Below are 23,221 nucleotides of genomic sequence, written 5' to 3' on the forward strand. Positions count from 1 at the left end.
GGGAGAAATTGAAAAAGAACACGCAGGTGAGATGACCGTTCATTTTTTCTGGTCATCTCGGAACACACCGGCGTCTTCGGCTTGCTGCTCTGAGAGGGTCGCGTGAACTTATTCCGTTGAGGAGGCCGGTTCATCTGGCATCTCGCCATTGAGTTCATCCGGTTCGGGTAGATCGCCTTCATCTGTCTCGGCGAGTTTGGCGACGCCCACCACCCGATCGTCATCGGGCAAGTGGATCAGCCGTACCCCTTGGGCATTGCGTCCGATTTCTCTGATATCTCCCATGCGGGTGCGAAGGATCATGCCCTCTGCGGACATGAGCATGATTTCATCGGATTCCCAGACTTGATGGAACGAAATGGCCGGCCCGTTTTTCTCCGTGACTTTGACGCTGATGACGCCTTTGCCCGCCCGTGATTGGAGCCGATACTCCTCCACCTGGGTCCGTTTACCATACCCGCGTTCGGTGACGGTCAGAATGGAGGATTGCGTTTGACTGGTAATCGTGACCATCCCAATAACCTCATTACTCGCCGCCAACGTGATGCCCCTGACTCCACGGGCCGTTCGTCCCACCGGACGGACATCTTCCTCACGAAAGCGAATGACAATGCCCATTCGGGTGCCCAGGAGAATTTCTCTCGTGCCATCCGTGATATCCACGCCGATGAGCCGGTCGCCTTCCTCCAGGGTCAACGCAATAATCCCGCCCTGCCGGGGATGGCTGAATGCAGCCAGATCGGTTTTTTTGATATAGCCTTTTTGCGTCGCCATCACGACATACTGGTCTTCGGCAAACACCCGGACCGGCAGGGTCGCGGTGACCCGCTCGCCCTGGCTGATGGTCAACAAATTCACAATGGCTTTCCCTTTGCTGGACCGCCCGACATCGGGCAATTGATAGACCTTGAGCCAGTACACGCGACCGGCATCGGTAAAGAACAGCAGATAATCATGGGTTGAGGCGGTAAAGATTTGTTCGACGAAGTCCTCTTCCTTGACCCCCATGCCGACTTTCCCTTTTCCACCCCGGCGTTGGGCCCGATAGATGGAAACGGCATTCCGCTTAATATAGCCCGCATGCGTAATGGTCACGACGACTTCTTCCTCCGCGATCAAATCTTCCATTTGTAACTCGGCTTCGGCAGGAAGAATCTGTGTTCGTCGCTCATCGGAATATTGTTCTTTGATTTCGACTAATTCCTGTTTCACGATTTGTCGCACCATCGCATCGGACGCTAATATGGTGCGCAAATGGGCAATGCGGGAGACCAGTTCGTTATATTCCTGTGTGAGCTTGTCCTGTTCCAGTTGGGTCAAGCGTTGCAACCGCATTTCCAGGATGGCCGTGGCCTGCACCTCGCTTAAGGTAAACTGGCTCATCAGGCCCTGGCGAGCGGTTTCCGGAGAAGACGCTCCACGGATGAGAGCAATGACCTCATCCAGGAACTCCAGGGCTCGTCTCAAGCCTTCTAAGATATGGGCGCGTTCTTCGGCTTTGCGAAGGTCGTACGCCGTCCGGCGAATCACCACTTCTTTACGGTGCTCAAGGAACGCGGCCAGAATCTGTTTGAGGGTCAGCACCTCAGGACGGTTCCCCACCAGGGCCAACATGATGACCCCGAAGGTCGTTTGCATCTGGGTGTGTTTATAGAGTTGATTCAGTAACACCGCCGCGTTTTCGTTTCTCTTGAGTTCGATCACCACGCGAAGTCCATCGCGGTCGGATTCGTCGCGAAGATCGGAAATCCCTTCCACCCGTTTTTCGTGGATGAGCTCGGCGATCTTTTCTATCAGCTTGGCCTTGTTGACCTGGTACGGCAGCTCCGTCACGATGATACGGGACCGCTCGGTACGTTCATCCACCTCGATTTCAGCTTTCGCCCGAAGAGACAGGAGACCTCGTCCCGTTTCATAGGCGTCTTTGATCCCTTGCGTGCCATAGATAAATCCGGCGGTGGGAAAATCGGGCCCCGGAATGCATTCCATGAGTTCGCGAATGGTCACCTCGGGCCGTTCAATAAGGGCAATCAACGCGGCGACGACCTCGCCTAAATTATGCGTGGGAATATTGGTGGCATACCCGACGGCAATGCCTCCTGCTCCATTCACTAACAAATTCGGAATACGAGCCGGCAACACGATGGGCTCTTGAGACGACTCATCGTATGTCGGGGTAAAGTTGACGGTCTCCCGGTCGATATCGACCAGCATTTCCTCGGCCAGCTTGGTTAAGCGGGCTTCGGTGTAGCGCATGGCTGCGGGCGGATCGCCGTCAACCGAGCCATAGTTTCCCTGGCCATCTACGAGGGGATACCGCATATTGAAATCCTGGGCCATACGAACCAACGTGTCGTAAATGGCTGAATCACCATGCGGGTGATAGTTACCCATGATTTCGCCGACAATTTTTGCGGATTTCCTATAGGGCTTCCCGGCAGCCAGACCCATTTCATTCATGCCATACAGGATGCGACGATGAACCGGTTTGAGCCCGTCTCGCACGTCCGGCAACGCCCGCCCGACAATGACGCTCATGGCGTAGTCCAAATAGGACAAACGCATTTCATCTTCAATGGCGACTTGCGTCAGACGTGGTTCAACCGGCATACGTCACTCCTCGAAAGGGATCATCACCCTTCATGGTCTGCACTTTGACTTGATTTCCTCTGGCTCAACATTCAGCATCGCACAGCCAAACGCAGGACCTGCTAGACATCCAAATTTCGAACTTCCAGGGCATGCTTTTGAATGAAATTCCGGCGGGGCTCGACTTCATCACCCATCAAAATGGTAAAGATTTCATCCACTCCCGTGGTATCTTCCAATGTCACCTGAAGGAGACTCCGGGTCTCTGGATTCATTGTGGTGTCCCACAATTGTGTCGGATTCATCTCGCCCAATCCCTTGTAGCGCTGAATGGACATGCCCTTTTTCCCGGTTTCTAAAAACTCTGTCACGAGATCCTGACTGGTGAAAAATTCCGTTTCGATCTCTTTGCGTTTTAATCGGTAGGGTGGTCGCCCCAATCCCAAGGCCGAAGGAGCGATCTTTTGTAATTCCCTGAAATCTGCAGATCCCACCATGTCATGAGTCAGATTCAAAAATTTCTGACTGCCATTCCCTGCCACCCGACACAGGATATGGTGGGCCTGATGCTCTTCATCGGTCTGAATTGTCAGTTCCACGGTTCCTTCGGGAAATGCGAGGCGAAGCCGGCGTGTGGCCTCCTCGATCAATACTTCCAGGTCGCCACGGTTTTTTAACAAATCCTTAGTTAATTCCGGAAAATCCACCAACACGCGGAGCAGCGCCGGCTCTATTTGCTTTTGCCCCTGACGGATTAAGAGCCCTTCAAATGCCACCAGCTTATCTAATATCGGAATGAGTTCATCTCTGGTCACAAATTCGTTTTGTTCCGGAAGAAAGAGTTGGGTATCCTCCACCGCGAGATTAGACAGGTAGGTATTCATCGCCGCTTCATCTTTGAGATACTTTTCGCCTTTCCCTTTTTTGACCTTAAACAAGGGAGGCTGGGCAATGTAGATATAGCCCCGCTCGATCAGTTCAGGCATCTGCCTGAAAAAGAAGGTCAGGAGAAGAGTCCGGATATGGCTGCCATCGACATCCGCATCGGTCATGATAATGATTTTGTGGTAACGAGCTCGATTGATATCAAAGGCATCTTTATCTTCCTTGCCTTTTTCTGCGTCCTCTCGTGGCCGACCGATTCCGGTTCCGATGGCCATGATGAGCGTTCGAATTTCCTCACTGGCGAGCATTTTATCGAATCGAGCCTTCTCGACATTCAGGATCTTGCCCTTGAGAGGTAGGATCGCTTGTGAACGTCGATCGCGACCCTGCTTCGCCGATCCACCGGCCGAATCACCCTCCACAAGATAGAGTTCACTGAATTGGGGATCCTTTTCGGAGCAGTCAGCCAATTTTCCTGGAAGTGACCCGCCATCCAACGCGCCCTTCCTTCGAATCAGTTCTTTGGCTTTTCTTGCGGCTTCCCTGGCCCGTGCAGCATCCACAGACTTCCCGACGATTTTTTTGGCCACCGAGGGATTTTCTTCCAAGTACGATCCCAAGGCTTCATTGACGGCCGACTCCACAATGCCCTTGACCTCACTGTTGCCTAATTTGGCTTTTGTCTGTCCCTCAAATTGCGGATTGCGGATTTTCACGCTCACTACGGCGGTTAACCCTTCTCGAACATCTTCTCCACTTAGCGATTCCGAATCTTTTTTAAATAAATCATTGGCCGTGGCGTAACTATTGATGGTACGCGTCAAGGCCGACTTAAATCCGATGAGATGCGTGCCGCCCTCACGGGTATTAATATTATTGGCAAAGGAATACAAATTCTCTGAATACCCTTCGTTATATTGAAGGGCCAACTGGAGAATCATCTCGGGTTTTTCCACTTCCACGACAATGGGAGGATGAATGGGGGATTTGGCTTCATTTAAATGTTCCACGAAGGAGACAATCCCTCCTATGTAACAAAACACCTGTTCTTTTTCTTTCCCCGTCCGGTCATCCCGTAAACAAATCTCCAAGCCTTTATTGAGAAAGGCCAACTCCCGAAGTCGTTGAGCCAGGACATCAAAACTGAATTCGACGGTTTCAAATATGAGGGGATCCGGCTTAAAAATGATTTTCGTTCCACGTTTTTTGGTGATCCCTGCAACTGTTAATGGGGTCTCCGGCTTCCCGCGTTGATACTGTTGTTCGAAGACTTCCCCATTTTGCCAAATTTCCAACTCCAACCATTCCGAGAGGGCATTCACGACTGATATCCCTACGCCATGTAACCCGCCCGAGACTTTATAGGCACCCTCTTCAAATTTTCCGCCTGCATGGAGGACGGTCAATGCGACTTCAGCGGCCGATTTTTTCTGGGTGGAATGCATGCCGGTGGGAATCCCTCTTCCATTATCCGAAACCATGACACTGCCATCCAATTGGAGCACGACCTGTATTTCATTTCCATAGCCGGCCATGTGTTCATCCACACTATTATCAACAACCTCATACACCATATGGTGCAGACCATCGACCCCCGTGCTGCCGATATACATGGCCGGTCGTTTTTGAACCGCTTCCAGTCCTTCCAGGACGCGGATCTGATCGGCATCGTACCGAGCATCCGAATGTTGGCGGTCTGCAGAGGGGGCAGATTCTTGGCTAGGATTTTTTGCGGATTCCATACAATTTTAGGCTTTAACTGCGTGTGGAAGAAGGAATGTCTGTTGGGTCAAATCCGTCAAACCTTCACGGGCATAACCACGGCTTTGAACGTGGGATTGCCCTGCTCTTGAATCAAACACGGGCTTAAGGGTGTTTCCATTTGAAGGGTCAGCGTTTCCGTTTCAATGACGGATAATACATCAAGGAAATACCTGGCGTTGAATCCTGTAGAGAAACTTTCTCCCACAAATTTAGCCGGGATGTCTTCATCCGCTTCCCCTAAATCCGGGCTTTTTGAAGAAAGATGAATGTGATCGGGATTGATGGACAATTTCACGGCATGGGCTTTATCTTTCGAAAGGATTGCCACTCTTCGAAGGGCACCCTCCAAATCGGACTTGTTGACCGTAACTTTTTTGGGGCTTTCTTTCGGTACCACCTGCTGGTAGTTGGGATACGTCCCTTCCATAATCCGAGAGGTTAACACCAACCCGCTTTTCCGAAAGATCAACATATTTTTCGTAAAGCCAAGGAACGGTTGTTCGTCGTCTTCTTCCAAGAGTCGCCGGATTTCTATGGCGGCTTTTTTGGGAATAATGACCTTAATTTCTGCTGAGGGGATAGCTGCTTTCTCGGGAGTCACTTCCTGCTCAGCCCAGGCTAATCGATGTCCGTCGGTTCCCACCAAACGAAGCGTCACTGTGGCTCCCGAAGGAATCAGGGTGAGAAGAAGACCGTTTAACACATATCGCGTATCTTTTTCCCCAACGGCAAAGACGGTCTTTTTCAGAAGCTGCAACAATCCCTGTGCGGGGAGGGCCATCAACCCTTCCCGTTCAATAGTTGGAAGGGCAGGGTAATCCTTACTGGGTAAGCCCACTACACGAAATTGGCTTTTTCCAGCCTTCACGGTCACCCAATTATTTTCCCCTACGACCAATTCAATGTCGGAATGTCGGATTTCTTTCAAAATATCAAAAAGCGTTCGAGCGGAAAATGTGACCGACCCGGGCTCATGGACCGTGGCTTTATAGAGACCTCTCATGCCAATTTCTAAATCAGTGGCCACAATGTCCAGCCCTTCCGGCTTGGCCTCCAACAGAATATTCGCCAGGATAGGCATGGTATTCCGCTTCTCCACCACTCCCTGCACGCGTTGGAGTGCGGTTAACAAATCCTCCCTGGTTATTTGAATTTTCATAGGTATCCCATAAACAGTGGTGTTATCCCTTGCCGATTTCTTCTTTCAGGCTTTCGATTGTGGCTCGAAGAGTGGAATCCGTTTCCTGAGCCTTCTGCATTTGCTTACAAGCATGAATAATTGTCGTATGGTCTTTCCCCCCAAAGTCTCTTCCTATTTCCGGAAAGGAAGAGTCCGTCATATCGCGGCTAAGGAACATCGCAATCTGGCGAGGAAACACTAAGGTTTTCGTTCGTCGTTTCGATTTCAAATCTGATATCTTGACATGGAACCGGTTGGCGACCACTTCTTGTATATCCTCAGTCGTGATCACCTTCCGTTTTCCACCAAGAAGATCACGGAGGATGTGTTTGGCCATGTCCGCAGTGATTTTTTGACCCGTGAGAGATGCATAGGCGCCAAGTCGAATCAGTGCCCCTTCAATTTCACGAATATTACTTTTTAAATTCGCCGCCAACAACTGGATGACTTCCTCATTGATGGCGATACCTTCTTCCTCCGATTTTTTTCGGAGAATGGCGATTCGAGTTTCGACATCAGGTGGTTGAAGATCCGCAATCAGTCCCCACTCAAAGCGCGACCGAAGCCGTTCTTCCATTGAAGGCATTTCTTTGGGAAATCGATCACTCGACAATACGATCTGTTTTCCCGCTTCATAGAGAGAATTAAATGTGTGAAAAAATTCCTCTTGTGTCCGCTCTTTCCCTGCCAAAAATTGAATATCGTCAATGAGCAGCATGTCCACATTTCTGTATCGCCTTCTCAATTCAATCATTTTGTCATAGCGGATGGAATTAATAACCTCATTCGTGAATTGCTCCGTCGTGACATACGCAATACGGAGATCGCCATGATCAGCAATATAATTTCCTATAGAGTTGAGAAGATGCGTTTTCCCTAACCCCACCCCGCCATAAATGAATAACGGGTTATACGCTTTGGCAGGTGATTCTGCGACAGCGAGACAAGCGGCATGCGCAAATTGATTACTCGCTCCCACGACAAAATTTTTAAAGGTATATTTGGGGTTGGGAAGAGGTTGACGTCTCACCCGTTGAAGTTGAGGCGGCACGCGGTTTTCTCGAACTTCAGCTTTGAGTTGAGGCGATGGTTCTCCGTCTCCATCCTGCTCTTTCATGACAAAAATAATTTCCGCCGGATTTACCCCTTCGACATGCTGAAAGGCCTCTTTGAGTAAATCTTTATAGTTTCTGCCTAACCATTCCCCAAAAAATCTATTTGGAACACGGATATGAACTTGATCTTCCGTAAGACTCTCTAAAACCAAAGGTTGAAACCATGTTTCAATAGTGTCATCTCCCACCCTGGGGCTGACAAAATTCAACACGTCCACCCAAACTTTATCATTGTTAATATTAGGCAAATTCAACTTATTCACAATATTATTCACAGATGTTAATAGTAAAGGCACCTAGTACAAGTCTGTCCTATCTTATTAGACACTCTCTAATTCCTATCAACACCCTCTACCATAAACTTCATGTACTTTATCCACAACTTCCACTACGATAAATTTAAACCTCAAACCACCCTATTTACCCACAATCAAAGGAGTTTGGAGTTTCCAGAATCGTTATCCCCACTATTCCCTATCCCTACTACCACTACTCCTACTATTTCTTTGTCTTCTTTTATAACAAAGAAGAAGAGGGATAGTTATATCACCAAAGCCAAATCCGCCAAAAATATTTTTTCCAAAAACCCCTGATAGGAAATTGGTTCATATGATCTGGAATCTTCTCCACTTTCTCCTTCACTGCGTAAAACAAAAACCTTGGAACTCGGAACATGTGGTAAATCCAGTCCATTTTGAAGAAGCAAAACGGATGGATCCATTTCCGATACAGCAGAATCCATTTCCGGAAAGAACGTATTCCAGTCGTACTGGTTTTTCGTACAGATATATAAAATGTTTCTCATTGGGGGCACCGTTAAAAGGTTAAAACGCGATCAGCATGAGAAACGAGTGAAGCTATTTGAGATGGAGATGACTCTTGAATGGTAAATTCCTGATCAAGGGCAATGGTCTTCCCACTCCCTATAGGGACCACAATCGGCAATTCTAAATTTTTGATAGCCGGGAGATATTTTTCCAGAATTTCGCCATCAGGAAGGTTATCGGCCTCATCGGAAATTAACTGCCTGGCATTTTCTAAAAGAATAATCTTTATCGGATTGGGACCGGTGGATAATCCCAACGCAATTCGCATAGCTTCGGAGGCCCGATGAGTACGGGTGGGGTCTTCTCGAATAAGGATAACCAGATTTTTTGGCATCCCTTATTGATACCTTGGATTATTACGTAAAATGCTGGATTTGTTAATGAAATTAATGGAGGATAATTTTTGAATAAAAAAATTTCGTTTCCTATTGAAAAATAAGAAAAAAACCCTAACATCAGGTAGGAAAAATGTCAAGAAAAAACCCAAGATATCTTGTCCCACTTTTTATGAGGCTAAGGATTGAATTTTTTGAGAAATTTCTTTTAGCTTCACGGATTCCTGGGCTTTGGTCGTCATGTTCCGGATGATGGCCGTTTCTGAGCGGGCTTCATCGTCCCCGAGAATAATGGCATAACCGGCTCCAAGTTTATCCGCGGATCGAAGGAGGGATTTTAAATTGACACTTTTATAGTCTGTGTCTGCCCGTATACCTAGCTCTCTCAGTTTATTGAGAAGATTAAAAGCTATAGGTTTGGCTTCCTCTCCAAATCCGGCCACAAAAAATAAAGGAATTTTTGGGGAGGCTATTTGTTCAGGAAGAAGGAGAGCCACTCTTTCCAGTCCAACAGCAAATCCAATAGCAGGGGTGGACGGACCTTGGAGTAAGGCGACCAATCCGTCATAGCGGCCTCCAGCCCCAATGGTGCTCTGAGCCCCTAAGTGTGGAGAAGTGATTTCAAAGGTCGTGCGGGAGTAATAATCCAGGCCTCTCACCAAACGGTAGTTCAAGGAATACGGGATGTCTATGGACGTGAGTCCATCAAGAACGCTTTGAAAATGAGCGGCCGATTCGGGGGAGAGATGGTCGAAAAGAGTTGGAGCGTCCTTTGTTGCTTCCTGACAAATCGGGACCTTACAGTCGAGAATCCGTAAGGGATTCGTCGTGTACCGACGCTGGCAGTTACCGCAAATCATTTCCAATCTAGAAGAAATGAACTGTTTGAGTTCTCGAATATAGTTTTCACGATCTTGAGTATTGCCAATTGAATTCATTTGCAAAGTGAGATCTTTAAGTCCCAACGAACAAAAAAACCTCCATAAAAGGGCAATCACTTCGACATCCATGAAGGGATCTTCGGTCCCGAAAGCTTCAACCCCAAATTGATGAAATTGCCGGTATCGACCTGCTTGTGGTCGTTCATGACGGAACATCGGGCCAAGATAATACAGTTTTCGTGTAGAGGGTGATTCCAGAAGATGATGCTCCAACACAGCTCGCACCACCCCGGCCGTACCCTCAGGACGTAACGTCAGAGAACTCCCATCTCGATCAGGAAAGGTATACATCTCTTTCTCTACAATATCGGTTTCTCCTCCAATACTCCTGGCATAGAGTTCAGTGGACTCGAATATCGGAATACGTATTTCAGAAAAACCGGATTGGGCAGCAAGGGTATGGGCCAATGTTTCCATATAGCGCCATTGCGGGGTTTGTTGAGGCAAAATGTCCTTAAGACCCTTAATGGAGCGTAACACGGTCAGCCTTATTCTGTTGACGAAAATATTGGGGAAAAGAGAATCCGACTATATCTTTCCGCCAGAATCCAGTCAACGAATCAATGGGTTGGTGTGTCAGTTTTGGAGTGAGAAAATACGTTTGACTCTTGATCTTTCCCCCCATAAAATGGCGTGTTCATAAGAAATTGGCTAAAAGGAGAACAATGCCGTGTCAATGACCTATCGACAGCCCTCTAATTTAAAAAGAAAACGAGATCATGGATTTAGAAAGCGCATGAGCACTAAGAATGGGAGAAAGGTCCTTGCCCGTCGACGAAAGAAGGGCAGGTACCGCTTGACGGTTTCCGATGAGTAAGGGGAGGGCATCCCGTTTTTTTTAAAGAAAAAATACGAATATGATGGAGTGAAGGCCAATGGGTCTGTTGTGCGGAACCCATTTTTTACCCTCCTTGTTAGTCGTGTACCCAATCATGATCCCTCTCGGATAGGAATCGTCGTCGGTCGACGAGTGGGCAAAGCCGTCACGAGAAATCGGCTGAAACGGATCTTTCGTGAACTCGTCAGAGAATCGCAATCTGGAATGGCCGGTGGTTTTCATTGCATCGTGTACCCAAAAATCATGGTTTTGGGTGTGAAATATCAGAGGGTTGGGGAAACTTGGAAGAGCACATTAGCCAAAGTCGGTCTTCTTTAATTATACAAAATGATAGCCTCGGTTTTGAAAAAAATTATTGCAGTCTACCAATATGGAATTTCCCCGTTTATAGGAACCTGTTGCCGTTTTGAACCGACATGTTCTCATTATGGCCTTGAGGCTATCCATAAACATGGCGCGATGAAAGGTGTGGTCTTAATGGCTGGTCGAATTCTCAAGTGTCATCCATTCCATCCTGGGGGGCTGGATCCGGTTCCCTGAACACTGAATATTTTGCCTCCGTTTGATTGTTAATTACCACCAGCTTTATGGGACTCACGAGTTAGAAAAATGGAAAAGCGTGTAGTCCTTTTCCTTGTTCTTTCCTTAGGGATTATCTTTGGGTATGACCTGCTCCTGAAGGAGTTGGGATATTCTCCATTCTCTACCAGTCCGATCATCGATCAAGAGCTGACAACCAGTTTGCCGAAAAATGGGGCGGATGCTGAGACCACCACCTCTTTATCTGAATCCCCTTCAATATCCTCCTCTATTCCTTCTGCTGAGCCATTACTTACTGAAGAGATCGTGGTTGTTGAAACCCCGCTTTTTCGAGCTGATATTTCCGGCCAAGGAGGAGTCATCACCTCCTGGGAGCTAAAAGAATATCTTACTCAAACAGAGGAGAATGTTCCCGTCCAATTGGTATATCCAAATGGACAGTTTCCCGAGCCACTCACGGTGCAGATCAAGGGAAACGACGAGGAAACTCGGCGTCTTCGTCAAGGGAACTTTCAGATCCAAAAGGATTTTAACGAATTAGATGCATTGCATCCCACCGGTAAAGTGCTTTTAACCCATTCGTCTTCTGAATCCGATTTGTGGCTCCAAAAGGAACTCACATTTCATTACGATTCCTATGTGGTGGATATCATTATTCGCACCAGGGGGATTTCAGGTGACATCGATGTGCTTTTGGGCACCAATTTTGGTGTGGTGGAATGGGGTCAGGGATTCATTGGATTACTAGGATCTGCCTGGATGGTCGGGGATGAATTGGAAAAATTGTCCCCCGATGCAGATGCTCCGATCCTGCGACGCGATGGTCCTGTCAGGTGGTTAGCCCTTCAGGATAAATATTTTATGAGTGTGTTTATCCCGGAAAATGCGAACGGCCTGTATTCTAAGCTTGAAACCGAAATGGTTGTCTCTGCTGGCATGTCTCTTCCGGGGGGATCTGGGGAACAAGTCCATAAGACAAAATTGTACGCTGGTCCCAAAAAATACGATGTCCTTAAGTCTTTCGGAATCGGGTTGGAAGATACCATTGATTTTGGATGGTTTATTTATGGCAGTTGGAGCATTGTGAAAGCCGTAGCGAAGCCGCTGTTTTCAGTTTTACGGTTCATCAATGACTATACCCATAACTATGGTGTGGCCATTATCTTACTGACCTTAGGGATTAAATTATTATTTGTTCCCTTGCAGTACAAAAGTTATAAATCAATGCAAGGGATGCAAACCATCCAACCCAAGGTTCTGGCACTACAGGAGAAATTTAAAGATAACAAGGAAAAACTCAACCAGGAGCTGATGAAGCTCTATAAAGAGCATAAAGTGAATCCAGTTGGTGGATGCCTCCCCATGGTGTTGCAGATGCCGGTGTTTGTTGCCCTCTTTAATATTTTGTATATGACGATTGATCTCCGCCAGGCCCCCTTTATGCTGTGGGTTACAGACCTTTCTGCCCAAGATCCGTATTATGTATTGCCTGTGCTGATGGGGATTTCGATGGTCGTCCAACAAAAAATCATGCCCACCACGATGGACCCCACTCAGGCGAAAATGATGATGATTCTTCCTGTTGGGTTGACCTTTTTGTTTGTCACCTTTCCCGCAGGTTTGGTGTTATATTGGGTCACCAATAATGTGCTGACCGTGACTCAGCAGTTTGTGACCGACAGGTATATATTAAAAAAACCGAAAGGTGGGTCTACGGATCAATCTCCCAAAGGGAGCGAACCTGCTTTGGAAACCGGAAAAAAGAAACGTTCGTCATCTCCCTCGGGTTCTTCCTCTAAATCCTAATCCTGCCTCGGTCTAAGCTTATGGGCTCTTTAGACGACACCATCTGTGCCGTAGCCACCCCCATGGGCGAAGGGGGAGTGGGGATCGTTCGAGTCAGTGGAACTCACGCCCTTCCTGTTGCCTCAAGTATTCTTCGATTACGTTCGGGTAAACCTCTTGAACAGATCAAGCCCTACCAGTTGTACCTGGGTCAATTTGTTTGGAACCCTCGTCAACATGGAGAAATTGTAGGAAATGAGATTCCCTCGGCATTGGATGAGGTCCTGGTAGTCACGATGCGGGCCCCACGATCCTATACGGGAGAAGATGTCGTTGAAGTGCATGCCCATGGAGGACCGGTCATTGTGAATGCCATTTGCGAAGCCTTAACGCAGGCTGGCGCCAGATTGGCTGAACCCGGGGAGTTTACGAAACGGAGTTTTTTGAATGGGCGGATGGATTTAACACAAGCGGAAGGGGTCTTAGATACCATACGCGCCAATTCTCTTCAGAGTTTAAGAATGGCCCAGGAGCACCTACAGGGGCGGCTATCTATGGTCATCCAACATCAACGGGACCGTCTCGTGAAACTTGTTGCCCACTTGGAAGCCGGAATGGATTTTGTGGATGATGATATCCAGTTTATTGACCAGAGCGAGCTCAAACATACTACACAGGAGGTCTTGCGAGAAATCTTCCAACTATTGGAGTCCGCCGAAGAGGGCCGAATGATTCGAGACGGCATTCGCACTGTCATTATTGGGCGACCTAATGTAGGAAAGTCCAGTTTGTTAAATGGCATACTGGGAACCAATCGAGCTATTGTATCTCATATTCCTGGGACCACGCGTGATGTTCTCGAAGAGGCTATCATGGTGGAAGGAGTCATGATACGGCTCTTTGATACTGCCGGTTTACGAGATACGACGGATGAATTGGAAAATGAAGGAATGAATCGCGCCACTCAGGCTATTGAAGAAGCTGACGTGTTGATTATGGCATTTGATCGAAGCTCAAAACTTAATGAAAAAGACTTATTTTTTATTGAAAAATATCATGAAAAATCCTGTGTAATGGTGCTCAATAAAATCGATTTACCGGCCAAATTTTCTCAGGAAGAGCTGCAGGGTATTGTCAGCCAACCTAGAAAAATTTCTGAAAATCGTTCTGTGGGAGAGAAAAGGTATGTCGAAGTCTCTGCATTACGCGGTGAGGGTCTTGATAATTTGAAAAAAGCCATCAAAAGCCTGGCTGTTGGTCGCCAATATGAGGCCGGTGATTCAGTGCTCGTCTCACGCCTGAGACAAAAGACCCTACTTCAGAATGCGGGAGAGGCCTTGAAAAACGCTTTATTGGCCATAGATGATGGACTTTCAGCCGAATGTGTTGCATTAGAATTACGGATGGCACTGAATTCTCTTGGAGAAATTGTCGGTGCAATCACGAATGAGGATATTTTGGATCAAATTTTTCGAGAGTTTTGCATTGGGAAGTAAAAGCCATCCCTGGAAAATTGTTCATAAAAATACGGATTAAAAACAATGAGTATGGAATGTGACATCGTTGTCGTCGGAGGAGGTCATGCCGGGTGTGAGGCTGCCCTTGCGGCCGCGAGGATGGGGTGTAGGGTGGTGATGCTAACCATTGATTCCAAAAAAATCGCCACGATGCCATGTAATCCTGCTGTAGGAGGGATTGGGAAGGGCCATCTCGTCAAGGAAATCGATGCTCTAGGTGGAGAAATTGGATGGAATACCGACCAATCCGGCATTCAATTCCGTGTGCTCAATATGCGGAAAGGACCGGCCGTGCGTGCCACGCGAGTCCAATGTGACAAACAGCTTTACGCCAATCGAATGCAGGAGACGGTAAGCAGGCAGGATAATTTATCAATTATTCAAGGCACAGTTAATCGGATTCTGACACAGGGCGGGGCGGTCAATGGTGTCATGACCAATAGCGGCGAAACTATTTTCACGAAAGCGGTTGTCCTGACATCGGGGACCTTTTTAAAAGGTCTTATGCATATTGGATTGAATCATCTTCCCGGCGGGCGAGCCGGTGAGCCCTCTGCAGAGAATCTATCGGATTGCATGAGAGATTTTGGATTTGAAATTGGACGATTAAAAACAGGAACCCCTCCGAGGATAGATAGAGATTCTATTGATTTCAGCGCCATGATTCCACAGCCTGGGGATTCGGTCCCTCGACCATTTTCTATTCGAACTACTCACATTCCCAACCCACAAATTCACTGCCATATTACCTATACGAATGATGAAACTCATGGAATTATAAGGGCAAATCTTGATAGATCTCCGATGTACTGCGGAATCATTGAGTCAACAGGGCCGCGGTATTGCCCCTCAATTGAAGATAAAGTGGTCCGGTTTTCTGACAAAAACAGACATCAGATTTTCATGGAACCTGAAACCCTTGAATCACGCTCATTTTACCCCAATGGGATTTCGACCAGCTTGCCGGTGGATGTACAGCAGGCCTTTGTTCGGACGATACCGGGTCTTGAACAGGCAGTTTTTCTTAGGCCAGGCTATGCGATTGAATATGACTACTTCCCGCCACGACAACTTTTTGAAACCTTAGAAACGAAACTTGTCAAAGGACTCTTTCATGCCGGACAGATAAATGGGACATCTGGCTATGAAGAAGCTGCCGCACAGGGAATTATGGCGGGGATTAACGCTGCTCTTCAGGTGAAAGGTGAGAGCCCGCTTATTTTAGATAGGTCACAGGCCTATATTGGTGTTTTAATTGATGATTTAATCACAAAAGATGCACGTGAACCCTATAGAATGTTTACCTCAAGAGCTGAGTATCGTTTACTTCTCAGAGAGGATAATGCTGACTTCCGTTTGACCGAACACGGATATCGTATCGGGCTTGTATCTGAGAGAACATTTAATACCTTTCAGGAAAAAAAGGGAAAGATCGACCGGGAAATACAGAGACTTCATTCCACTGCTCCAAGATCATCAGGTCTGGGCCTTGATGATATGATTCCAATGGAAAGCTTTGCCCCCAATTCGTCGCTTGCCCAACTTCTTCGAAGGCCTGAAGTTTCATATCATCATTTGGCTCAATTTTTAAATGGAACAAAAGAGGATAATCCTGACGTGGTCGAGGCCATTGAAATAACCATCAAGTATGAGGGATACATTAAGCGCCAGGAACAACTAATTGGGCAATTTAAAAAGCTTGAGCATCGTCAAGTGCCAGATAACTTTAATTATGATGATATCAAAGGGTTTTCACATGAAGTTGTTGAAAAACTAAAGAAAGTGCGCCCTTCATCCATCGGGCAGGCCTCACGAATTTCTGGAATGACCCCTGCCGCCATTTCACTTCTTCTTGTTGCCGTGGAAAAACATAAAAAGGCCAGCTAGTTCTATTGCCTTCTTGAGCCAAATTCTGGCTTTATTTCTTCAGGTATCCAATTTAAAAAGCCCAATGGAAATTCTTTATTTTATTTTCCATGAAAAATGAGATGTTCCACGTGGAACAAAGCGATCAATCTTTTAATTTTCTAGATCATTTCATGCAGGGGGCTCATAAACTTGGGCTTTCCTTCTCTGAGGAAATACTTTGTAAATTTGGTCTGTATTACGATGAATTGCGTCGCTGGGACCGTTCAATTAATCTGACCGGTCTTTGCACAGACAGCGAGCGGACCGTTTTGCTATTTGTCGATTCGTTGGCGGGACATTTGGCGCTTGGCAGTAATCCAGGTGTCAGGATTGTTGATATTGGAACAGGTGGTGGTTTTCCGGGCATACCACTTAAGTTGGCTTTGCCTGCTCTTGATGTTGTATTAATGGAACCAAGATCCAATAAGACAGCCTTCCTACATAATATTATTGGGAAGCTTGATTTGCCAAAAATTTCTGTTGTCCAATGTCGGTTGGAAGACTTTGATTCTATGGCGGTGCATGAAGAAAAATGTGATGTCGCCATTTGTAAGGGTGTTAATGTAGACCACATCCTGCCGAATCTTGACCGTATTTTGAAAAAAAATGGAAAACTAGTTGTATTCCGATCGAAAAATATTGACAATCATTCTCGACTCAATGGGATGGTAGTTCTTGAAGAATTATCCTATGATTTACCATTTGGGTATGGAAGTCGTGTCTTGTCGGTTTTGAAATTTGAATCATACGTAGGCTAATGCCATGTTCCACGTGGAACGATTGCTAATGTTGTTTATTGGATTATGTTGAAACAGACCATTGCTATTGCCAATCAGAAAGGCGGAGTTGGAAAAACCACGACGTCTATCAACCTTGGCGCGGCTTTGGCTTTATCTGGAAAATCTGTTTTATTAATTGATTTGGACCCACAGGCCAATGCGACTAGTGGATTATCAATTGAACCTCAGGGCGCGACTATTTATGAATGTTTGATGGATAGGCGATTAGTTGAAAGCGTAATTTTACCTACTAATATAAACGGATTTAGTGTGGTGGCCTCAAAGGGCGATTTGGTCGGGGCGGAAATCGAACTGTCCAATCTCCCGGATCGTCAAACTATTTTGAAAAATGTGTTGGACGGAGTTGTGGATTTCGATTTTATTATCATTGATTGTCCACCCGCCTTCGGTCTCTTGACCATCAATGCTCTTGTTGCAGCCTCTGCCCTGATCATTCCCGTGCAATGTGAGTATTACGCAATGGAAGGATTGGGTCGTTTATTGGGAAATGTCGAAAGGATCCGGGAGTCATTTAATACGGAGCTAGCTATTCAAGGCATTGTGTTGACGATGTATGATTCAAGAATTAATCTTTCGCGGCAGGTGCAAGATGAAATTCGAGGATTTTTTGCAGATAAAGTCTTTCAGACTGTTATCCCAAGAAATGTGGCATTGGCTGAAGCCCCGAGCCATGGGAAGGCGGTTTTATCCTATAATGCCGCGTCTAGTGGAGCCAAGGCCTATCTTGACCTTGCTAAGGAGATTTTGAGGAATGGAAAAGAAAGCCTTAGGTAAAGGGCTTCAGGCCCTACTTCCTGAAAAAAAGACTCTTGTCTGGAAAGTGGAGCAGGATGGTCAAGCGGTCTCCATGATACCACTGGACCAGATTCTCCCGAACCGCTATCAGCCCAGAACAACATTTTTGGAGGCGGAATTAGATGAATTAGCGCAATCCGTCAAAGAGCATGGCGTACTGCAGCCGATTGTGGTCAGGAGAAAAGGCGATGGCATGTACGAACTGATTGCCGGGGAGCGCCGGTTTCGAGCGGCAAAAATTGCCGGGCTGCAAACCATTCCAGTCCTGGTGAGGAATTCCAACGATGAAAAGGCCTTGGCGATTGCGTTGGTAGAAAATATTCAACGTGAAAATCTCAATCCCATGGAGGAGGCTAAGGCCTATTCACGATTAATGGGGGAATTCGGTCTAACTCAGGATCTGGTTTCACGCTCTGTGGGTAAGGATCGTTCCTCCATCGCGAATATTGTGAGGCTGCTCACGCTGCCAAAGGATGTTCAAGAGTATATTGAGGCGGGAGTCATCAGTTTAGGTCACGCGAAGGTATTAGCGGGCCTGCCGACTCCAGCAGCACAAATCCAGGTTGCAAGGAAAATTGTTTCCGAGCAACTCTCTGTTCGCCAAATTGAGCAGATGATTTCCGTGCAGAGAAAAGGTAAAGGGTCCAAATCGAAAAAAGAGGAACCCAATAGATTTCGAAACCTGGAAGAGCAATTTCGAAAACGCTTGGGTACTAAAGTCCAGGTGAAGGCGGGAGTCAGGGGAGGGCAGGTCGTCATCCATTATTTTTCCGATGATGAACTGGATCGGATTGCTTCATTGGTTATGGAATAGAATTTGAATAATCCAACGGATGGCTTCTGAGCGAATGGGCCCTCCTTTAGAATGTTATAGGATCATGATGATGACAAATGATGGAGCTAATATTACCGGGTATCGAGTCAGTCATGAAGAAATTGGAGCACACAGTTATCGAGGAGGGAGAGGCTCATGTTTTTCAAAAAAAGCGAAGAAAGCACTCAGGATATGGGAGAAATGAGTCAAGGTCAGGAGAAGGAATCAGCCGTGGTGGACAGTCCGGTGACTTCAGCCAGTCAGCAGGAATCAGGCGATATTATCGCCTTTGTTGGTGAAGAGGTGACCTTTAAGGGAACCATTCGGTATCAGGGAACGGTGCGGGTGGATGGCCGACTGGAGGGTGAAATATATACCGACGGCAACTTAATTATTGGGCAAAAAGCGGTCATCGCTGCCAAGATTCATGCAGGGACCATTATGTGTCAGGGGCAATTGACGGGGGATGTCGAAGCCAAGCACCGAGTTAAATTGTTATCCCCAGCTGTCTTTGAAGGGACAATTACCTCCCCCCTTCTTTCGATGGATGAGGGAGTGGTGTTTAACGGGACCTGCAATATGCCCCAAAAAATGGAGCGAAAAGGCAAAGAAGCCAAACTTGTGATTTCGGTAGAAGAAGCCGTGAAGGTGAAATAAAAGCAATCTTCTGCAAAAAAAAGGCGGCTAGTTCCCAGTTGGACATGGAGATCCTAGCGTGCAACTTGAGGGCTCTTTACTGGATGAGAGGAGGAATGTTCTATGTGGGGTGAAAAAGAAAAGAAAAAGGAATTAGGATTTGGGCAGGAATTTTATACATTTCTGGGGAAGGGTGTTGATTTTAAGGGCAAGGCTCAATTTGAGGGCACGGTGCGGGTGGATGGTAACTTTGAAGGGGAAATCACAATTGATGATACCCTCATCATTGGTGAAAGTGCCGTGATCAAAGGGACCATCACAGGTGGAACCATTGTGAACAGCGGCCGGATTGAGGGTGTGATTACCGCAAAATCAAAAATCCAACTCCTTAAGCCGGCGGTTCTCATTGGTGATGTCCATACTCCCATTTTTGCCATGGAAGAAGGCGTGTATTTCCAAGGGGAATGCGATATGGGTTCCGCTCCAAAATTAGAAGCGCCTATGGACCATAAGATCCTCTCCAATGGACAAGGGAAGACGATTCCCAAGGTTGAGCAAAAATTAGAAAAAAAATTAGAAACAGAGCCGTTGAGTCGCTAATGCCTGCCTCTGATTCAAAAAGGGTTGTCCTGGGCATGAGTGGCGGTGTGGATAGCTCCGTGGCTGCCAAATTATTGAAGCAGCAGGGGTACGACGTTATCGGGGTCACTTTGAAAGTCTGGGAGGAAGAAGATGACACCTCCGTTTCCAAGCGTTGGCAGGAACGGGGATGCTGTAAAGTGGGAATAGCCAGACATGTGGCAGAATTATTAGGGATCTCTCACAGGGTCATCGATACCCGTGAAGGTTTTCAAAAGGGAGTCATTGAGGATTTCATTGGGGGGTATCTCCAGGGAACCACCCCTAATCCCTGTGTTCGGTGTAATGAACGAGTGAAATTTGGAGGTCTCTTCCAGGTGGCCGATGAACTTGGAGCTGACTATATTGCGACCGGCCACTATGCCAATATCAAACACGATGAAAGAGGGACCCCTCTCCTGGTTCGCGGGAAGGATACCAAAAAAGACCAATCATATTTTCTGTATCGAATACCCCCCAGTTGGCTCTCAAAAATGATGTTTCCTTTAGGGGACATGGAAAAACCTGACGTCTGGAGGGAAGCGGAGGCTATGGGCCTGCCGGTAGACGAACTCAAAGAAAGCCAGGAAATTTGCTTTGTGACGCAGGGTGATTACCGACAATTTCTCAAGCAGAATGCACCGCAGGCTTCAAGTCCCGGTACGTTTGTGGATGAAAAAGGCAGGGAGCTTGGCCAGCATCAAGGCGTGGCCTTTTATACGCCAGGCCAACGAAAAGGATTGGGTATTGCCGGAGGAAGCCGTTTGTATGTGCAGCGCGTGCTTCCAGACATGAATATGGTGGTTCTGGGTCCTGCCGAAGATTTGGATTCCAGGGAATGCCTGGTTGCAGACTTAAATATTTTCTCTCCAGAGTCATTGCAGCATGCAAACAAAATTGATGTGAAATTTCGTTATAGTTCCCCACCAGTCCCGGCTACGTACCGATGGTCAGATTCCACTTCGATCACAATAACGTTTGATGCGCCTGTTCGGGCTTTGAGTCCTGGCCAGTCAGCGGTTTTTTACCTTGGGGATCGTGTGTTGGGAGGTGGAATTATTCAAGGGCCAACCCCAAAGAAAAATATTCAGATGTGCGAAGAAACCAACTCAGCTGCACGCCCCCACCGATAATTGGGAATCAGAAAAATTTCCCTTTACATCCGGTCTTTCCGGTTGACAGGCTGCATCACTCATGCTAGTTTCACCCGCTTAAACACACGCCCAATTCCGTTCAACACGTGGCTGCCTGGAATCTCTGTAAACTGTGAATAAAAGCACCATTGGGCGCCGATATGCATCGGCGCTTTTCCAACTGCTCGATAAATCGGGTATTGAACCCGCACGAAGTGCCTTAAGCGCATTGCAACAAGGCTTGGAGGAAACCCCTGCCTTGAAGCATGTCCTCGCTTCACCAGTCTTTAATTTTGAGGAAAAACAAACTGTCCTGAATGAATTGAGTCAAAGGATGGAGGCCCCTCCGGTCATGCGGGATTTCCTCACTCAACTGTTGAAAAAGAATAGAGCTATGTTGCTCCCTGAAATTTCAGAGGCCTTTGCGGAATTGGCCGATCAACAAAAGGGAGTTCAGCAAGTCTGGGTGGGCTCGGCCAAACCATTACAAGCGGCCGAGAAAGAACAGATCAAGCACGATTTGTCTCAAACGCTACACCATGGAGTCGAAGTGGCTTTTGAGGTAGATCCCCATCTTATTGCGGGATTGAGAATAAAAATTGGCAGCCGGGTATTTGATAATACGGTGTCGGGTCGACTAGCCGGTATGCATGATCAGTTGACGAAGGGATAATCCATGCAGATCAAAGCAGAAGAAATCAGCTCCATCATTAAGGAAAAAATCAAAGGATTCGATCAACGGGTTGATGTCAAAGAAATGGGCTACGTCATCCAGGTGGGTGACAATATCGCCAAGGTTTATGGGTTAGAAGGGGCGATGGCAGGAGAGTTGTTGGAATTTCCTGGTGGAGTGTATGGAGTGGCTTTGAACTTGGAAGAAGATAGTGTCGGAGCGGTGCTCCTGGGCGAGGATGTGGGAATTCGTGAAGGAGATCCGGTGAAACGCACCGGACGAATTGCCGAAGTCCCGGTTGGAGAGGCACTGGTGGGTCGTGTTGTGGATGCCATCGGGAAGCCCATTGATGGGAAGGGTCCAATCAACACCACGGAGACACGGCTTATCGAAATTCGGGCTCCAGGTGTGGTTGATCGGCAATCGGTGGGAGAACCGCTTCAAACGGGGCTCAAGGCCATTGATGCCATGATTCCGGTCGGTCGAGGCCAACGAGAGTTAATTATTGGAGACCGTCAGACCGGGAAAACCGCTATTGCGGTTGACACTATCATCAATCAAAAAGGCCTGGGTGTGTTTTGTTTTTATGTGGCCATTGGGCAAAAACGATCGACGGTAGCTCGAGTGGTGAAAACCCTTGAGGATCATGGAGCCATGGAGTACACCACGGTGGTGTCCGCCACCGCTAGCGATTCGGCGTCGTTGCAATTTTTTGCACCGTATGCCGGTGTGACCATGGCCGAATATTTCCGTGACAATGGGAAGCATGCGCTTATCGTGTATGACGATTTGTCCAAACATGCCACCGCCTACCGCCAGCTTTCCCTGCTTCTTCGACGTCCACCAGGACGTGAAGCCTATCCTGGTGACATCTTCTTCTTGCATTCGCGTTTGTTGGAACGAGCCGCCAAGATGAGTGATGAAAAAGGCGCCGGAAGTTTGACGGCATTGCCGATTATCGAAACGCAGGCAGGTGACGTCTCCGCCTATATTCCCACGAATGTGATTTCTATTACTGATGGACAGATTTATTTGGCAGCTGACCTGTTCTATTCCGGTATTCGGCCGGCGATTAACGTTGGGTTATCAGTTTCCCGGGTTGGAGGGGCTGCGCAAATTAAAACGATGAAGCAAGTGGCTGGAACTCTCCGGCTCGATTTGGCGCAGTATCGGGAAATGGCAGCCTTCGCGCAATTTGGCAGTGAATTGGATAAAGCCACGCAAGCTCAATTGGCTAGAGGTGCGCGCATGGTCGAACTGCTGAAACAGGAACAGTATAAACCCCTGGCTGTGGCCAATCAGGTGTTGTCAATTTATGCCGGGGTGAATGGGTTTCTGGATAATGTTCCCGTGAATAAAATCCGGGAGTTTGAGCAAGGTCTGTTATCCTATATTAAAGAGAAACATCCCAATGTGCGGGAAGAAATCGTGACAAAAAAGAAGATTGATGAGGAATTTGGGGGCAAGTTAAAAAGCATCATTTCAGAATTTAAACAGTCCAAAGGCTACGATCAAGCAGGGTAAAGTT

20 protein-coding genes are annotated in these 23,221 nt (G+C 47.3%); 14 read left to right on the forward strand and 6 right to left on the reverse strand.

The window, feature by feature from the left end; genetic code table 11:
• Window positions 1-108 precede the first annotated feature (108 nt).
• From gyrA to hisS, 6 genes are all read right to left on the reverse strand, one after another.
• On the reverse strand, window positions 109-2,610 hold the full coding sequence (gene gyrA / locus ACTRXD_RS09260) for a DNA gyrase subunit A (RefSeq protein ID WP_442431530.1): 2,502 nt from the start codon (window positions 2,608-2,610) through the stop codon (window positions 109-111).
• Between the two features lie 101 nt (window positions 2,611-2,711).
• Window positions 2,712-5,216, reverse strand: coding sequence for a DNA topoisomerase (ATP-hydrolyzing) subunit B (gene gyrB, locus ACTRXD_RS09265; RefSeq protein ID WP_442431531.1), 2,505 nt, complete (start codon window positions 5,214-5,216; stop codon window positions 2,712-2,714).
• Between the two features lie 56 nt (window positions 5,217-5,272).
• The gene (gene dnaN / locus ACTRXD_RS09270) at window positions 5,273-6,397 is read right to left on the reverse strand and encodes a DNA polymerase III subunit beta (RefSeq protein WP_442431532.1); all 1,125 of its coding nucleotides are present in this window, start codon (window positions 6,395-6,397) and stop codon (window positions 5,273-5,275) included.
• A 22-nt stretch (window positions 6,398-6,419) separates the two neighbouring features.
• The gene (gene dnaA, locus ACTRXD_RS09275; RefSeq protein WP_442431533.1) at window positions 6,420-7,796 is read right to left on the reverse strand and encodes a chromosomal replication initiator protein DnaA; all 1,377 of its coding nucleotides are present in this window, start codon (window positions 7,794-7,796) and stop codon (window positions 6,420-6,422) included.
• 553 nt (window positions 7,797-8,349) lie between these two features.
• Entirely contained in the window at window positions 8,350-8,694 is a 345-nt protein-coding gene (locus ACTRXD_RS09280; RefSeq protein WP_442431534.1) for a DsrE family protein, read from the reverse strand.
• Between the two features lie 171 nt (window positions 8,695-8,865).
• Window positions 8,866-10,116, reverse strand: a complete 1,251-nt coding sequence (gene hisS, locus ACTRXD_RS09285; RefSeq protein WP_442431535.1) for a histidine--tRNA ligase — start codon at window positions 10,114-10,116, stop codon at window positions 8,866-8,868.
• A 196-nt stretch (window positions 10,117-10,312) separates the two neighbouring features.
• Between hisS and rpmH the strand changes: the two genes are divergently transcribed.
• The 14 genes from rpmH (at window position 10,313) to atpA (ending at window position 23,217) form a co-directional block, all read left to right on the forward strand.
• Window positions 10,313-10,453: a 50S ribosomal protein L34 gene (gene rpmH, locus ACTRXD_RS09290; RefSeq protein ID WP_376753392.1), complete on the forward strand. Its 141-nt coding sequence runs from the start codon at window positions 10,313-10,315 to the stop codon at window positions 10,451-10,453.
• 9 nt (window positions 10,454-10,462) lie between these two features.
• Window positions 10,463-10,792, forward strand: a complete 330-nt coding sequence (gene rnpA / locus ACTRXD_RS09295; protein WP_442431731.1) for a ribonuclease P protein component — start codon at window positions 10,463-10,465, stop codon at window positions 10,790-10,792.
• 12 nt (window positions 10,793-10,804) lie between these two features.
• A complete protein-coding gene (gene yidD, locus ACTRXD_RS09300) occupies window positions 10,805-11,014 on the forward strand; it encodes a membrane protein insertion efficiency factor YidD (protein WP_442431732.1) in 210 nt (69 codons plus the stop codon).
• Window positions 11,015-11,083: 69 nt separating this feature from the next.
• Window positions 11,084-12,820 carry a membrane protein insertase YidC gene (yidC, locus tag ACTRXD_RS09305; protein ID WP_442431536.1) on the forward strand — a complete coding sequence of 579 codons (1,737 nt, stop codon included), beginning with the start codon at window positions 11,084-11,086 and terminating at the stop codon, window positions 12,818-12,820.
• A gap of 20 nt (window positions 12,821-12,840) precedes the next feature.
• Entirely contained in the window at window positions 12,841-14,295 is a 1,455-nt protein-coding gene (gene mnmE / locus ACTRXD_RS09310) for a tRNA uridine-5-carboxymethylaminomethyl(34) synthesis GTPase MnmE (protein ID WP_442431537.1), read from the forward strand.
• Window positions 14,296-14,340: 45 nt separating this feature from the next.
• Window positions 14,341-16,203: a tRNA uridine-5-carboxymethylaminomethyl(34) synthesis enzyme MnmG gene (gene mnmG / locus ACTRXD_RS09315; RefSeq protein ID WP_442431538.1), complete on the forward strand. Its 1,863-nt coding sequence runs from the start codon at window positions 14,341-14,343 to the stop codon at window positions 16,201-16,203.
• A gap of 110 nt (window positions 16,204-16,313) precedes the next feature.
• The gene (gene rsmG, locus ACTRXD_RS09320) at window positions 16,314-16,982 is read left to right on the forward strand and encodes a 16S rRNA (guanine(527)-N(7))-methyltransferase RsmG (protein WP_442431539.1); all 669 of its coding nucleotides are present in this window, start codon (window positions 16,314-16,316) and stop codon (window positions 16,980-16,982) included.
• A gap of 48 nt (window positions 16,983-17,030) precedes the next feature.
• A complete protein-coding gene (locus ACTRXD_RS09325; RefSeq protein ID WP_442431733.1) occupies window positions 17,031-17,798 on the forward strand; it encodes a ParA family protein in 768 nt (255 codons plus the stop codon).
• Window positions 17,776-18,633 (forward strand): ParB/RepB/Spo0J family partition protein, encoded by an 858-nt coding sequence (locus ACTRXD_RS09330; RefSeq protein WP_442431540.1) that lies wholly within the window; start codon window positions 17,776-17,778, stop codon window positions 18,631-18,633. Before ACTRXD_RS09325 ends, ACTRXD_RS09330 begins: the two co-directional genes overlap by 23 nt.
• A 156-nt stretch (window positions 18,634-18,789) precedes the next feature.
• Entirely contained in the window at window positions 18,790-19,290 is a 501-nt protein-coding gene (locus ACTRXD_RS09335; RefSeq protein ID WP_442431541.1) for a bactofilin family protein, read from the forward strand.
• A gap of 102 nt (window positions 19,291-19,392) precedes the next feature.
• Window positions 19,393-19,869, forward strand: a complete 477-nt coding sequence (locus tag ACTRXD_RS09340) for a bactofilin family protein (RefSeq protein WP_312742886.1) — start codon at window positions 19,393-19,395, stop codon at window positions 19,867-19,869.
• A complete protein-coding gene (gene mnmA, locus ACTRXD_RS09345; RefSeq protein WP_442431542.1) occupies window positions 19,869-21,020 on the forward strand; it encodes a tRNA 2-thiouridine(34) synthase MnmA in 1,152 nt (383 codons plus the stop codon). Before ACTRXD_RS09340 ends, mnmA begins: the two co-directional genes overlap by 1 nt.
• Before the next feature lie 133 nt (window positions 21,021-21,153).
• Entirely contained in the window at window positions 21,154-21,693 is a 540-nt protein-coding gene (gene atpH / locus ACTRXD_RS09350) for an ATP synthase F1 subunit delta (RefSeq protein WP_442431543.1), read from the forward strand.
• 3 nt (window positions 21,694-21,696) lie between these two features.
• The gene (gene atpA, locus ACTRXD_RS09355; RefSeq protein WP_442431544.1) at window positions 21,697-23,217 is read left to right on the forward strand and encodes a F0F1 ATP synthase subunit alpha; all 1,521 of its coding nucleotides are present in this window, start codon (window positions 21,697-21,699) and stop codon (window positions 23,215-23,217) included.
• Window positions 23,218-23,221 lie beyond the last annotated feature (4 nt).

Origin of the sequence: Nitrospira sp. T9, assembly GCF_052156535.1 — a bacterium.
GTDB lineage: Bacteria > Nitrospirota > Nitrospiria > Nitrospirales > UBA8639 > Nitrospira_E.

What these genes read in the sequence shown, in the direction of transcription:
- gyrA (WP_442431530.1), bottom strand. Translation starts at nt 2,610, where the DNA reads ATGCCGGTTGAACCACGTCTGACGCAAGTCGCCATTGAAGATGAAATG.
- gyrB (WP_442431531.1), bottom strand. Translation starts at nt 5,216, where the DNA reads ATGGAATCCGCAAAAAATCCTAGCCAAGAATCTGCCCCCTCTGCAGAC.
- dnaN (WP_442431532.1), bottom strand. Translation starts at nt 6,397, where the DNA reads ATGAAAATTCAAATAACCAGGGAGGATTTGTTAACCGCACTCCAACGC.
- ACTRXD_RS09280 (WP_442431534.1), bottom strand. Translation starts at nt 8,694, where the DNA reads ATGCCAAAAAATCTGGTTATCCTTATTCGAGAAGACCCCACCCGTACT.
- rpmH (WP_376753392.1), top strand. Translation starts at nt 10,313, where the DNA reads ATGACCTATCGACAGCCCTCTAATTTAAAAAGAAAACGAGATCATGGA.
- yidC (WP_442431536.1), top strand. Translation starts at nt 11,084, where the DNA reads ATGGAAAAGCGTGTAGTCCTTTTCCTTGTTCTTTCCTTAGGGATTATC.
- mnmE (WP_442431537.1), top strand. Translation starts at nt 12,841, where the DNA reads ATGGGCTCTTTAGACGACACCATCTGTGCCGTAGCCACCCCCATGGGC.
- mnmG (WP_442431538.1), top strand. Translation starts at nt 14,341, where the DNA reads ATGAGTATGGAATGTGACATCGTTGTCGTCGGAGGAGGTCATGCCGGG.
- ACTRXD_RS09330 (WP_442431540.1), top strand. Translation starts at nt 17,776, where the DNA reads ATGGAAAAGAAAGCCTTAGGTAAAGGGCTTCAGGCCCTACTTCCTGAA.
- ACTRXD_RS09335 (WP_442431541.1), top strand. Translation starts at nt 18,790, where the DNA reads ATGTTTTTCAAAAAAAGCGAAGAAAGCACTCAGGATATGGGAGAAATG.
- ACTRXD_RS09340 (WP_312742886.1), top strand. Translation starts at nt 19,393, where the DNA reads ATGTGGGGTGAAAAAGAAAAGAAAAAGGAATTAGGATTTGGGCAGGAA.
- mnmA (WP_442431542.1), top strand. Translation starts at nt 19,869, where the DNA reads ATGCCTGCCTCTGATTCAAAAAGGGTTGTCCTGGGCATGAGTGGCGGT.
- atpA (WP_442431544.1), top strand. Translation starts at nt 21,697, where the DNA reads ATGCAGATCAAAGCAGAAGAAATCAGCTCCATCATTAAGGAAAAAATC.